This window comes from Candidatus Cardinium sp. cBcalN2, from assembly GCF_022810445.1.
Lineage (GTDB): Bacteria > Bacteroidota > Bacteroidia > Cytophagales > Amoebophilaceae > Cardinium.
The window spans coordinates 1-14,560 of record NZ_JAACGD010000068.1; the positions used below are offsets into that span (position 1 = coordinate 1).

General features: G+C 37.1%; 10 protein-coding genes. 4 read left to right on the forward strand and 6 right to left on the reverse strand.

All coding sequences use genetic code 11. The features are described 5' to 3' along the window. Window positions 1-397: 397 nt before the first annotated feature. The gene (locus MUW74_RS02000) at window positions 398-1,636 is read left to right on the forward strand and encodes an ankyrin repeat domain-containing protein (protein WP_243517693.1); all 1,239 of its coding nucleotides are present in this window, start codon (window positions 398-400) and stop codon (window positions 1,634-1,636) included. 20 nt (window positions 1,637-1,656) lie between these two features. On the opposite strand, the gene MUW74_RS02005 is transcribed toward MUW74_RS02000, so the two are convergent. Beyond that, window positions 1,657-2,604: an acetyl-CoA carboxylase carboxyltransferase subunit alpha gene (locus MUW74_RS02005; protein ID WP_243517690.1), complete on the reverse strand. Its 948-nt coding sequence runs from the start codon at window positions 2,602-2,604 to the stop codon at window positions 1,657-1,659. A gap of 117 nt (window positions 2,605-2,721) precedes the next feature. Here MUW74_RS02005 and ileS point away from each other — a divergent pair, with 117 nt between their 5' ends. The 3 genes from ileS (at window position 2,722) to MUW74_RS02020 (ending at window position 6,887) form a co-directional block, all read left to right on the forward strand. Continuing rightward, window positions 2,722-6,015, forward strand: a complete 3,294-nt coding sequence (gene ileS / locus MUW74_RS02010; RefSeq protein ID WP_243517687.1) for an isoleucine--tRNA ligase — start codon at window positions 2,722-2,724, stop codon at window positions 6,013-6,015. A 238-nt stretch (window positions 6,016-6,253) separates the two neighbouring features. Beyond that, complete coding sequence (locus MUW74_RS02015; RefSeq protein WP_243517684.1) at window positions 6,254-6,535, forward strand: hypothetical protein; 282 nt, start codon at window positions 6,254-6,256, stop codon at window positions 6,533-6,535. Beyond that, window positions 6,516-6,887 carry a hypothetical protein gene (locus tag MUW74_RS02020; RefSeq protein WP_243517681.1) on the forward strand — a complete coding sequence of 124 codons (372 nt, stop codon included), beginning with the start codon at window positions 6,516-6,518 and terminating at the stop codon, window positions 6,885-6,887. Before MUW74_RS02015 ends, MUW74_RS02020 begins: the two co-directional genes overlap by 20 nt. Window positions 6,888-7,010: 123 nt before the next feature. Here MUW74_RS02020 and MUW74_RS02025 read toward each other — a convergent pair whose 3' ends face one another. The 5 genes from MUW74_RS02025 to MUW74_RS02045 form a co-directional block, all read right to left on the reverse strand. Beyond that, complete coding sequence (locus MUW74_RS02025; protein ID WP_243517678.1) at window positions 7,011-7,322, reverse strand: hypothetical protein; 312 nt, start codon at window positions 7,320-7,322, stop codon at window positions 7,011-7,013. Between the two features lie 122 nt (window positions 7,323-7,444). Then, window positions 7,445-8,431, reverse strand: a complete 987-nt coding sequence (gene gap / locus MUW74_RS02030) for a type I glyceraldehyde-3-phosphate dehydrogenase (RefSeq protein WP_243517675.1) — start codon at window positions 8,429-8,431, stop codon at window positions 7,445-7,447. A gap of 68 nt (window positions 8,432-8,499) precedes the next feature. Beyond that, window positions 8,500-9,699, reverse strand: a complete 1,200-nt coding sequence (locus MUW74_RS02035) for a hypothetical protein (protein ID WP_243517672.1) — start codon at window positions 9,697-9,699, stop codon at window positions 8,500-8,502. A 419-nt stretch (window positions 9,700-10,118) separates the two neighbouring features. Beyond that, entirely contained in the window at window positions 10,119-12,926 is a 2,808-nt protein-coding gene (locus MUW74_RS02040; RefSeq protein WP_243517670.1) for a PD-(D/E)XK nuclease family protein, read from the reverse strand. Between the two features lie 78 nt (window positions 12,927-13,004). After that, window positions 13,005-14,560, reverse strand: a 1,556-nt coding sequence (locus tag MUW74_RS02045) for a sodium:solute symporter (protein WP_243517668.1), incomplete at its 5' end; no start/stop codon positions are given.

Genomic DNA, 14,560 nt, shown 5'->3' on the forward strand with positions numbered 1-14,560 from the left:
ATATCAACTACTACAGATCAGATCAAGGAATTGTTAGATGCCTACAAAAACAGACCTAGATGAATCAGGGTAAGCTCATTTGACCAAACATATGCATCGTTTGTTGTTCTATAGCCTCCAAAAATAGTCTTTCAAAAGGTAATACATTCAGGTAAATAGTAAGGAACTACTTATTAACTGCAGCCACTAAAGCAATGTTGTTTAGGTCTACTTCTGCCAGAGTAGTCAATAGATACCTATTTTCTTTAATACAAAAGTGGCAGAAGCCCGTCTAACCCACCACTCCTGTGTGCTGGCTGAATAGGAACTTGCATCTTCTACAAATACTCTTTACATTAATGTTTGATGATGTACTTCTAGTATAGCTAGTTATAGCTATTTTAAATAGTGATTGGTAATGGCTACTATCGTTATGATCAATAACAAGTATAAAATAAAAAAGCAGCAAGCAGGTAGCATATTGCCTGCCAAAGAGACGATGGCTATATTAGCCTGCTTTTGTGTTTGTACAGCACTAACTGGTAGTTGTAATAATCGCCAGAAAAACGGAAGCCATAATATAGCCCAATACACTACGCTTGATCAGGCTCCATGTAATCATACAAGCGACCAAGATCTTTTAGCAGAAGATTATTATGATCATAACCAATGCCTATCTGAGGGTAAATGCCTACTTGAAAAAGCAGTAGCAGGTGATCAAAATGCGATAAAGGCTTTGTTTAAAGGTATCAATCTTAAGCCTGCACATAAAACAGAACTACCCCCCTCTTACAAAGCAACCACTGAGCCACCTTCCTATAACCAAGTAAGTGAGCCTTATAACCATAATAGCTATAGTACAATTATTAAGCGATTAATCGAACACAAAGCAGATTTAAATACTCGGAATAGAGCTGGAGAGACAGTGCTTACAGCAGTAATACTAACTATATCAGTACACGTAAATGGAGATAACCAAAACTGGATAACACTGCTGGAGTTACTACTGCAAGCTGGGGCAAATCCTAATTGCTTAAATGCTAAGGGAGAAGCTCCTTTAGCAATAGTAGGTAAAGTCAAAAAAAATGAAGATCAACAAAAAATTGTTACCTTACTGATCAAGCATGGTGCAAATCCGCTTTGTGCTTCAACCAGTAAAGTTACTGAAAAATATATTCGAAATGCCGTCATAAATCAGCTAGAAAAATTGGATCTATCTCCAATAGATCACAAAGAATTAGCCAACGTTGATGCCAAGATACAATCATTCTTTAATGAGAAGTATAGGAAGCTTAATCCTCTCCTATCAGGACAAGAAGATCGAACTTGTGTGGCATGCTACAAAACAGAAAAAGAAGCGACTACTATTAAAATTCCTTCATGTGGCCATTATGTTCATGGCTCTTGTCTAGTCGGGTCACTTATTAATCAGTCTAAAGGATCTATAGAATTAAGTCTTTTACCTTCCTATATTTACAAACATCTTTGCCCTTATTGCAAAGAGGTAATAAACGATTCATTTATACGAGATTTAAGTAAATTTTACAGTGGAATAAAATTCAGCCGGAAAGATATTACCATAGCTATGCATATACTATTGATGATTCCACTCACACTTTCCAGCCTACACTACTTAACACCTTTATTACTTTTGTAGTGGCCACCTGCTGCCACTTATTAACCTATCTTTCCCATAGCACAAAATTTCTCTGTTCGTTCTTGCAAGAGCGTCTCAATAGATTTATTAGATAGCTTTTCTAAATGACTCAGAATGCTCTTTTTAATAAGCCCTGCTGCTGTTGGTAAATCTCTATGAGCCCCCCCTATGGGCTCTTTAATAAGCCCATCTATCAAACCAAAATTCGACATGTCTTTGGCTGTTATTTGTAACATTTCCGCAGCTTGTTCCTTATAGTCCCAACTTTTCCAGAGGATAGAAGAACATGATTCAGGCGTAATAACAGAATACCAGGTATGTTCCAACATAAGCACATAGTCACCTATAGCAATACCCAAAGCACCACCTGAAGCACCCTCTCCTATCACAATGGATATAATAGGTACACGTAACCCAAACATAGCTTGAATATTGCTAGCAATAGCTTCTGCTTGCCCACGCTCTTCTGCTTCCATGCCTGGATAGGCACCAGGGGTATCTATAAAAGTAATAATAGGTTTGTTAAATTTTTCTGCCAAGCGCATCAAACGAAGTGCTTTGCGATACCCTTCTGGATTGGGCATACCAAAGTTGCGCATTTGCCGTTCCTTGGTAGTTCTGCCTTTTTGGTGACCGATAAACATGATAGTTTGTCCATTAATCGTACCAAAGCCACCCACCATTGCCTTATCATCGCCTGCCAAACGATCTCCATGTAGTTCAACAAAACTTTCTGTAATCTGTTGGATATAGTCCAATGTATAGGGCCTATCTGGATGGCGGGCCAGCTGAACCCGTTGCCATCTGGTTAGATTTTGAAACGTTCTTTTTTGTAACGCTTTTATATCATTGGCTAACTTTTCAATGGAGGCCATAAGCACTGGGGCATTTTGCGCCTTGGCCGCTTCTTGCATCTTAGCAAGCTTTTCTTCAAGCTTAACAATTGGTTTTTCAAAATCTAATAACATAGCGTAGAGATTTGATTAACTTTTATAGCCAAATCTAATGCTTTTTTAGCATAACCTAGCTTACCCTATAACTTTTTCATTAAATTGGAGCTAATAGTTATTAGACCTCTTGCATAGATGAAAAAGTATACAACACAACCGCAACTCAACTTAATAGAAGTTGCAAAAGCAATCAGCCATTTTTGGGAAGCCAACAAAACATTTGAACGCTCCATGGAGCAGCGTCAAGGGCAAAAGCCTTTTGTTTTTTTTGAAGGGCCTCCTTCAGCCAATGGTGCGCCGGGTGTACATCATATTTTAGCGATGGCTGTTAAAGACCTTTTTACCAGATATAAGACCATGCGAGGCTATTATGTGCGCCGCAAAAGTGGTTGGGATACGCATGGATTACCGGTAGAACTTCAAGTGGAAAAGCAGTTAGGTATTACCAAAGAAGATATTGGCAAAAAAATTAGCATTATTGATTATAATCAGGCCTGTCGCGCAACCGTTATGGCCTACAAAAGCGATTGGGAAACGGTTAATAAGGAGCTAGGCTATTGGAAAGATAACCAAAATCCTTACATCACCTACGAACGCGATTATATTGAATCAGTTTGGTACTTGTTAAAAGCACTGTACAACAAAAAACTCCTCTATAAAGGATATACCATACAACCTTATTCACCTATTACAGGAACAGGACTAAGTTCCCATGAATTAAACCAGCCAGGCTGCTATAAGCTAGTAAAAGATATTTCCATTGTAGCCCAGTTTAAACAATTAAATAAGGAAAACGAATACTTTTTAGCATGGACAACCACGCCATGGACCCTTCCTGCCAATAGTGCCCTAGCCGTAGGCACGACGATCAACTATGTTAAAGTAGCCACGATCAATCCCTATACCCATCTTCCTATTCAGGTTATCTTAGCAGAAGATGCCCTAAGCCGTTTTTTTACAAGTACACCAACTAGCTCTAATAGCCATCAAATTGATTATCAAACTAATCCTACTAGCTTGCCTTGGGAGATCATGGCTAGCTATACAGGAAGAGAGCTAGTAGGCTTACGTTATGAACAGCTCTTGCCTTATGTAGCACCTAAAGGGGATGCCTTTAAAGTAATTGCAGCAGACTTTGTAACCACTACAGAAGGTACCGGGATTGTGCACATTGCCCCTACCTTTGGGTCAGATGATTACCGGATTGCTCAAAAAGAAAATATTGCCCCTATTATGGTCACCAATCCAGCAGGTGAATCAATACCGATTGTAGACAAAAAAGGTCGCTTTGTAGCGGAAATTATTGATTTTGCGGGACATTATGTAAAAGCAGCTTACCAAACAGATACAACTTTGCCACCTGTAGACCTACTAATTGCTACTAAACTAAAGCAAGAAAACAAAGCATTTAAAGTAGAAAAATATGAGCACAGTTATCCCCATTGCTGGCGTACCCATACACCCATTCTCTACTATCCACTAGATGCCTGGTTTATTAAAACAACCGCCTATAAGGAATTATTAATGGAATTAAACGATACCATTAAATGGAAACCTGCCGCTGTAGGAAAAGGACGTTTTGGTAATTGGCTGGAGAATCTAGTAGATTGGAATTTAAGTCGTGAACGCTATTGGGGCATTCCGCTCCCTATCTGGCGTACGGCTGATCAAAAAGAAGAAAAATGTATTAGTTCCCTAGCAGAACTTACCTTTGAAGTAGAGCAAGCTATATTGGCCGGCTATATGCAAGAAGCCTTACCGGCAACTATTGATTTACACCGTCCCTACGTAGATGAAATCGTACTAGTCAGTAGCAATGGGTTACCTATGTATCGAGAAACAGCTGTAATAGATGTTTGGTTCGATTCCGGTGCAATGCCTTGCGCACAATGGCACTATCCATTTGAAAATCAAGAAATTTTTGAAAAAGGATTTCCTGCTGATTTTATTGCAGAAGGGATAGACCAAACCAGAGGATGGTTTTTTACCTTGCATGTTATTTCCACCTTACTTTTTGAAATACCTGCCTTTAAAAATGTAGTAGTCAATGGACTCATATTGGATAAAAATGGTAATAAAATGTCTAAAAGTATTGGCAATACCATTGATCCAATGGAGCTATTGGCAGAATATGGTCCAGATGCCATACGTTGGTATATGATCAGCAATGGTAATCCTTGGGATAATTTAAAATTCGATAAAGCAGGTGTAGCAGAAGCAGCCCGTAAGTTTTTTATTACCCTACATAGCACCTATCATTTTTTTGCACTTTATGCCAATTTAGATGAGTTCTATTTTCAGAAAGAGCTACTAACCCATAATGAGCTAAATCAGAGTGACCGGTGGATTATTTCTCGTTCCCATACACTCATTAAAACCACAACCAAAGCCTATGATCACTATGAGCCTACCTTAGTAGCTAGAATGATTCAAGATTTTGTAATCGATGATTTAAGCAACTGGTATGTAAGGCTTAATAGAAAAAGGTTTTGGAAAAACAGCCAAGACAAAGACAAAGAAGCCGCCTATCAAACGCTCTATCATTGTCTGATAACAGTTGCCAAACTCATGGCACCTATAGCCCCTTTTTATTCAGATTACCTTTACCAGGCATTGAATAATGTAACGCAGAAAGAAAAAAATAACTCTGTCCATTTAACTGATTTTCCAGTAGCCTCGGCAGAGGCCCTAGATTCCATGTTAGAAACAGAGATGGGACAAGTACAAAAAATTGTTTCTCTAGCACATGCTTTACGTAAGAAGCATAAAATCAAGGTACGTCAACCTTTGCCTAGCATGCGCATTGCTGGTCTATTTGCTTCAGCTGGATGGTTTCGTTTAGAAGCCTTAATTAAAGTAGAAATTAATGTAAAGCAAATAGATTATGTAGATGATACCCATTATCTTAAAAAAGCCAAACCTAATTTTCCCCTTTTAGGTAAGCGGTATGGTCATAGAATGAAAGAGCTTAGTGCCGCTATTATAGCCTTGAAACCAGCTGAAATTTATGCTTTAGAGCAAGGCCATACCCATCTATTAACCTTAGCAGGTGAACCCATTCAACTAACCCTATCAGATATATTGATTGTTACAGAAGATATACCCGGCTGGTGCGTGGCCACAGAAGGAGAAATAACCATTGCACTAGATACCACCCTGAATGACGCACTTGAAAAAGAAGGTATGGCACGTGAATTTATCCACCGTATTCAACAATTACGAAAAAAACTTAATTTTGATATACAAGATAAAATAACAATTGATATACAAGGGGATCAAAACTTGATCGGTCAAGCTATTACTATCCACAGAGATTATATCTGTACCGAAACACAAGCCATACAAATACAATTTGTAGCTGAGCTAACAGGAACCGAAATAGATATAGAAGGTGTACTAATAGTAGTTCGACTCGCTAAGGTAGGATAAGTTTATCTGTAACGCATTACAGTTACAGCTTAGGTTACGAAACCCAAAATATTTCTTCATAAGAATTATTTTTTGTAAACTTGGGAGATACCGTATTTGAGTTTTAAAGCTATTACTATAGCCAGATTACGCCAATTTTGTATCTGTTCAAGCAATGGCGTCCACTTTGAGCTGCCTAAACATTAATCCGAACTCAATGAACCAATTTTTTATACTAATTGACTAAGTCAACTAAAAAATGATTAAGAATAGTCTATTAAAAACAATAGGGGCTATGCTTCTATCTATAACGCTATTTTCACTGGATGCTTTTGGGCATGAGGTAGGTTTATTCGTGCCAGGGCTTTCTTATCATATAGGGGCTAATACTTTTAAACCAGCCTACAAAGACGCGCCACTTGGCTTAGATAAAAACGGGGCTTTTGTCGTAAATCCAGGCATTGGGCTAGTGTATGATCACCGTGACAAAGCAAAAGGCAGTTCTTTATTCATGGTCTGCAATGGGTATAGCTTTTTTTGATTGTGATACTAGATTAGCCTTAGCAGTAGGGGTAGGTGGAAGATATAGATATTATATCATCAACAGACATTTGTCCGCAGATATAGATTTGTTCCTTACCCTATATAGTGCGCAAGATTGGGAAACTTCTACATATCACACTTCATTCATGCCTTTTCCTTCTTTAGGAATAAACTATCACTTGGGTAAAATAAGTAATAAAGGTATGGCCGTTGGAATAAAAACTATTTTCTCACCTAAAAATGAGGCACACTCCTCTACAGGAGGCTTTAATTTGTTATTTACTTATTTATACCTTAGTTATTCCTATCTATTTAACGCCAGAACAGCATGCACCAAAAAAGAAAATTAGAAAACAGCCTGTTTGAAGCCCGCGAAGCGGGTGAGTTCTGTTTTTACAGGCTCTAATAGGCAATGTACCTGTTCAAGTCAGTGGCAAATAAGATGTTTTTAAGTAGTTATCTCTTAGATACTTTTAAGTAGTTATCTCTAACGCATGAATAGAGCAATAGGGTATTTGATAAGCATTGATCCATGTTTTTATTACCTGCTCATGCGTTACTACTATTACATACTTATAGTGTAGATATCTTCTTAAAACACCATCTGTTCTGCCTTTTATAGAACCTTTAGATTCCCACGTTTTAGGCACACCTGCTGGGTATATACCATTGTTTGTTTCATAGTCATTTATTGCATCTTTTAATTCCGTTTGATTAGTAATTCCTAACCCTAAGTTTGGTTGCCATTCTCGTAAGTCAAATTCTACAGTAATGTCTAAATACATGTTTTTTGAAAGAATGGCTGCGGTCTTTTAATCTATATTTTTCATTTAAATTCCAATCCGTTTCTCCATGTCTTATTAAAAAAAATAGTGTCATTTTTTACCAAAATCTGTAAACAGATCCTTTAAAGCAACCGTATGATATCTACCAGACGTTGCGCATAGGCTCCTTCATTATCATACCAACTGATCACTTTTACCAATTTACCCTTTACGTAAGTTAACTTGCCATCAAAAAGAGAAGAGTGCGTGTTACCGATTACATCTACAGAAACAATGGGGTCTTCCGTGTAAGCCAGTATATGCTTAAGTGGCCCTTGAGCTGCTTGTAACATGGCTTGGTTTAAGGCTTCCTGAGTAGTTTCATGCTTTAATAGAGCTGTAAAGTCAACTGCTGAGCCATTAGCAACAGGAACACGCATGGCTATACCATCTAATTTGCCATCTAAATGGGGCATAACAAGACCTATTGCTTTAGCAGCACCTGTAGCAGTAGGAATAATAGACAAGGCAGCGGCTCTTGCTCTTCTTAAATCACTATGGGGGGCATCTTGTAAGGATTGATCAGCCGTATAGGCATGAATCGTGTTGACCAAACCCTGCTTTATACCAAAATGATCATCTAAGACTTTAACAACTGGTGCCAAACAATTGGTTGTGCAAGAAGCATTAGATACAATAGATGGTTTTGTTCTTAAAACAGCATCATTGATCCCCAACACAACTGTTGGAATGCCATCACCCTTAGCAGGTGCAGAAAGAATTACTTGTTTGGCACCTGCTCTCAAATGGCTATTAGCACCCTCTTTATCTAAAAAACGCCCTGTAGCCTCTAGCACTATATCTACCCCTAGGTCTTTCCAGGGCAATGCAGATGGATGGGGGGAACAATAGCTATTTATGCGTTTGTTATCTATCGTTATGCTGGTATCGTCAAAGGTAACGCTTCCCTTGAAAGAACCATAGTTGGAATCATACTTAAACAAATGGGCTAAGGTAATACTATTTGCTAGATCGTTAAGGGCCACTACCTGTAGGTCATTACAGCTTACAAGCTTACGTAAAACTAGTCGACCAATGCGGCCAAATCCATTAATTGCAATCCTTTTCATAATTAAAATGTATCATCTATATTCATCCATTCAATAGTTTACCCAATCACGCAAAAATAGCAAACTAGCTACAGCCTTGAATTTTCTAAAGCTTCTATAGCGTTATCAAGTTTTGTTAATAGCGTGCGTTGGTATTTGTTGGTGTGCCAAAACAACTGCAACTTTTTACCAGCACCAAATGATGCCGGATGATTACACAACAGAAGCGTATCCTTGGGCCAGCCTTTGTATAGGTAAATCATTGTGTCCAAAAGATCTTTACGCTCTTTATCCGTTGGAAAAACTTCAAAAAACACATCTGCCAAATTATCAAGCCCTTCCTGATCTGCTTTAGTAAAAAGCTCTTTCAATTTTGATTCATCTCCTGGTTTTAAATCCAACGTATAGAGGACAAATTGTTCTCTCTTCTCACCTTGCAATTTTAGTTTCTTGCCCCATTTATCTTGTGGTATATCCTCATCCTCTTTGTTTTCTTGTTCTTCAATTTTTTGTTGAATTAAATTGGTTATACTTATATTTTCTTTTTCATCATTAGAATCAGCATCGTACTCGGAGTCATAATCAAAATCGGAAAGACTATCCAATTCACCATCAACGAAGTGTTTTTTTTCGTTTTTTTCCATAGCTTTTTTTAGAATCTCTTGCCGCTTTTCATCTGGAAGACTTATTAATTCTTTTTTAGTATCCTCATCTATCTTTTTAAATGCATTAGGTAGGTATAATATAATCAGTTGATCCACATCAGTTGGGCTAGTAGATTGAACGATTTGTTTTTTTAATGCAGTGGCTTGATCTTCTGGTAACACCTGGAGAAGATCTATGTAATATTGTTGTGTTTGGATAGAAGCATTATAAATCATTTTTAACTCATTTTGGTATTGCTTGATAAGCTTTTCTGCATGATTGATATCAAAAGCGTTAGTAAACGCTTGTTTACATAGCGCTCTTTCAGGCTTAGGTAGCAGTTTAAGTATCCCCTTATAGTCTATACACTTTTCTATAAAATAGGTTAAACGATGTGGGTCTTTGATTGTGTTAATTTTTGTTTCTAAAACTTTCCTCTCATCATCATCTAACATCTGAGTTAGTTCTAAATAAAGTTTTTTTATATTGTAAGGCAAACCACCTAACACTTCATTACGTTGTGGTACAAGGTCTTTTCGTACACCAAAACAACCCGTAAAAGGGAAATAGGCTACCACTAAGGCGTAAAAGAAAAAATATTGTATAAACAATGAATGAATTTTATGGGTCTTGTTATTTAGCATATGAGGGGCTATAAAGTTTTGTAAAAAACAATAAATTGAATACAAATATAATAACTAATTTCTCAAAATAACTTACCTATAATTAAGCATAAGGATAGCGCTTAGTAGTATCTGTTCACGATATTAGTACAAAAGGCTTTTGTATCCCACCTTTTGCTTGATAAAAAAGCAGACAAAAAAATCAAGCGCTGTGCCAAAATTGGCTGAAATAACAGCTTAGAGCTGGACAAACAGGAGCCACCCCTTGAGCCCCCTCCCTGCAACTGCTTTTCTTTTTATCTGGTCAGATATGCTTGCTGATCGCCAATTTTTACAAGGGGGGCTTTTTTCAAAACATAGACGTCGACACCATAGCCTGAATAGATATAGAATCTGTATCTTACCTGTTGCCCAAGCAAACAGTAAAGTAAGCATACCTGCTAATCCCTTTGACAAATACGCACATATGGGCAATAGCTACATATGGCATAATCTTCTGTTTGTACAAAAGGTATAGTAAGATTAAATATTTCTGAAAGTAAATCCCTTAACCCCTCTTCAAATAGTGCTGCATAAGGCATCATATCCTCCATGCATTGGTACTTTTTACCATCATCGGGTTTTTGTATCAAAATACCAGGCCTATAATCCTCCCCAAAAAGCTCCCGAATAGGAATCAGATAAGGCATGATCGGTTGCGACCCATCCGATCGATATTGGGCCTTAAAGAGCCAAGTGTAAAAAAATAGCTGAAAAATAGCTTTGTTTTTTTTAATATTAGTTCTATCAAATAAGGTAACGATGCGCTCAATTTTATTATTCACCACACCTGTCTTATAATCAATAATACGTATAAAATTATTTGGCCTATCTATACGATCTATTACTCCACTCAACCAAAGCTTTCGCTGTATGGCTCCACCATCTAGCACTATGGGGTGCTTTATGGCTACTTCAATCCCCAAAAGAGTAAATGGTGTACCGGCATGATCTAGATCCAATAGACGCTCTAAAAGTTTTTCCAATAGCGCATGGAGTAACATAGGACTGCTGAGTGACGTTTTTTTTCTAGATATAGCTTGATTTATCTCTGTTTGTATCTTTGATTTGAGTTGGGTGATAACTTTTTTATCTAACTGCTTACCTACAAAAGGTTGGTACAAGCTGGCCATAATATGATGCAATAATGTGCCCAATTGTAACGCTTCTGATTCATCTTTTGGAAGGCGTTTCTGCTTTAGTTGGAGTAAATATTTAAAATAAAATTGAAGCGGACAAGACAAATAAGTAATTAACGCAGAAGGGGTTAAACTAGAGGCCGTGGCCTCTTCATGTACCAAAAATCTATTTAATAACTGCATCACTCCATGGTCTTTCTCAATAACTATAGCGGTTTTAGCACTTGGTAAAGGGTTAATGGCATGATGGAAAGTTGTTATGTTTAACTTACTATCAAAAGTCAATTGTATTAACAATCGACTCATTTCATTAGAACTATCTAAATGATTTTTTTGAACATAGTAAGCATAAATATTTTGGGCACGCTGCAGTAATCTATAAAATCCATACGCAACCTTATTTTCCACTACTTTATCTACCAACGGCAACCCAAAACTAGCACGTAGGTCATATGGTAAAAAAGAATCACGATGTGTAAGCTTAGGAAAGTGGCCTTCATTCATGTTCAAAAAGAAAACATGTTCAAAATCTAAATTATAGGACTCAGCAACATCTATAATATAAAGCCCTAATAAGGGATTATCTTTATGCAATAATATCTTACTTCCTTTTAAACCACTCAGGAAAAAAGGAATAGAACACGCTATCATTTCTACGACTAATCCCTCTATATATTCCAATAGATAGCTTAATGCGCTTTTATTCACTTCTAAGAAAAGAGGATTGGTCTCTACAAAATGGTCATAGACATAGGTTAACCCTTCTTTAAGGTAAGGCAAAAGACCCTTACGACTCTTATTCAACCATAGATCAAATAGCTCAAAGCCACCTTGATATAAAGTACCATTTGATCCATCTTTTTGGAGTAATGGACGCATAGCAGTGATCTCTAATTGGGTGCTTGCTTGCAGAAAGGGATAACATAAGGCTAACACATCCGCCAAATGGTTGGCCATTTCCGGCTGCACCGGAGTAGCCATAGAAGCTTCCCAAAGTTGCACCAATCGGACTACTAAGCTATATATAACGGTAGCACTAAATGGATAATCTAATCTGGCATGCAGCGGAATAGGTAGATTAGAGAGCCGGTCCAATAAAGGTATAAGCAGTTGGCTACCACTGACTACTATGGCGGTTTGTCCGGGCAAAAACTTGGGTTGACCATCATCTGTTTTGGTTTGCAAGGCAACTACTATCGCTTCCACTTGTGCTACTATACTAGATGCTTCTATTAGAGAAACGCTTTTATGAGGGTCATTCAAATAAGTAAGCTTGGAGAAGCTGTTTTCAAACCATTTTTTTTCCCTATGCTGACGCAGGTAATGGCCGGCTAGGTTGAGCTCATTATCTAAATAATGGGTATCAACATCCCAAAACAAGGTGGTTAAAGCAAGCAAATGGCATTGCCTAATAAACCGCTCTTCAACGGGGGTTAACAAATTAAATCCAACAAAGATTAATTCCTGATAGGTAGCCATTATTTCCGGACAAGGTTGAGCCGTTTGATAGCATAATCCTTCATATCCCTCCCCTCTTTCTATTAATTTTTCTCTAAAAGCTGCGTACAGCATAGGTAACTTCTGACAAAAAAAAAGAGCTTCCACTGGTTGATCTAGCGATAGGGTGCTAGACTTTTTAAGAGATGCTAAGAGTGTTTTTTCGACCAAATCATTGTTGTTTATTTTTTTTTGCTGTAGTAAAGAGGCAAACAACGAAGCACTATTGACCAGATAGGTATCTATACTACTAAAGTCTTCTAGAAGGGAAATCCCCCAACTACAAAATTGCTCGAAAGATTCTTTTCTATTTAATATTTGCTCAGCTAAGCAATGGAGCATGCTTAGCAAGGCTATAGTAGGTAATAGTTTGAGGTTACTATGGGTCAAAATCAACTGATGCAAGGTTAAACAGGTCACACAGTCTTTCCATTTCTTCTTATCTAAGAAGAGGTTAAAATAATCAATAGATAGCTGCGTAGGAAATATAATAAGCCGTTTCCCTAGGCCATCTCCCTGATTCAAATGGTTGACAACAGCTGCTACAAAAGGAGGATATTGTTTAGTTTTCATTGGGTTGATACACACAGCAATAATTCTCCTAGAACTAAGGAGATTTTTCCATAACCTCAACTTAAGGAATTTGAAAAGCTAAACAATAATTTCCACAGTTTCCGTTGTAATATAGAGTATAAACAGGCTTAGCGTACAATAATTTCCCATATACAAGGCGACCCCATGATGATCAACTTTTGTCCATCTTACATGCATCATCTCTTCCAAATCTCTATGGCTTAAGTAAAAAAGCCATTTCATAAGGATAAATAAAATGGACGCACCATATATAAGGGATAGAAATACATCTCGTTCTCTGATAGGTTGTCCTTTTATAAAGATATGGTAAACTGTCATAGCTGTGTTAATTCCCATCGACCATAAGACAGCAGCTGAACGAGGTCTAAATCCAAAGCAAGCCATAATCATTGGAACTGTAACCGAAGGCGTATAGAAATAAAATACTTTATTTAAAAATTGTCTAATATTACTCATGTGTAATGTGATCAGAATGGTAGCTATACCTATTAAACCAGAGGATATTCGTACAACTCTTAGAGAATATTTATCAGTTCGTTCTCTAGAACCGGTTATGAAAGGCCATATATCATTAGCAAATAATACAGAACCTGTATGTAAATAAGCATCAACTGTAGAAATACATAAAGCAATAACAGATGTTATAAGCAACCCTTTGATTCCAGGAAAATGATTAAGCTGCATAATATAGTCTAGTATTTTTTGTTTAGGTGGAACACTATTGCCACTCGTGTATAAAGCAGCAATAACAACTAAAAATAGAAATGAAAAAACGATCCGAATCGTACCACTCTTGAAAAATACTTTGGTTGCTTGTTGAATAGAAGAAGACATATAAAAACGCTGAATTTGTGCTGGATCAAAAGTAAATATGGAATGCCAAATGAAATAAGTAAACAGATGAACTAAGGAGTTATCCCATGTAGGAGAGATATCCCAAGTAGCTACTTGGGATAAATTAAACTGTGACATATTGACAAATTTTTGCCAGTTAATCCATTGATTTTTACCATTATATAACAAAGTAAAAGTTAGAATAGGCAAACAAACAGTGAAAAAACAAAATTGATAAACATCTGTTAGCGCTACAGACCTGGCCCCACCTAAGATAGTGTAAGCCGTAACTAGTAGTCCTAAAATGACTGTGTAATAATTAGAATATGCTGGTGCATTACAAGAAGTAATAGATTCAATAATAATTAAACTAATCTTAAACTGAGCAGAAACTTTAGCTATCGTTACTACAATACCAAATATAGCTGTAAGAATTCGAACTGATCTCCCACATAGCCTACCCATAGATTCAGCAATGGAATAATCTCCTAGCCACTCTTTCATTCTAACAATAATGAACCGAGAAGCTAAATAAAATCTAAGTGGACTACCTAGACTTAGTATTAACATATATAATCCTTGATAGTAATAACCAGTTAGTTGAGTATGTAAAAAATTTCCTCCATATATGGTAGCTATTAAAGAGATAGTAACCACCCAAGTGGACATATTTCTACTGCCAACTGCATAGTCTTTAAATGTAGTAACTGATTTACTACAGTATAATCCTATTGCCAGTGTAGTGACTAAGAATACTATTATGTGTAGTAGTTGATATT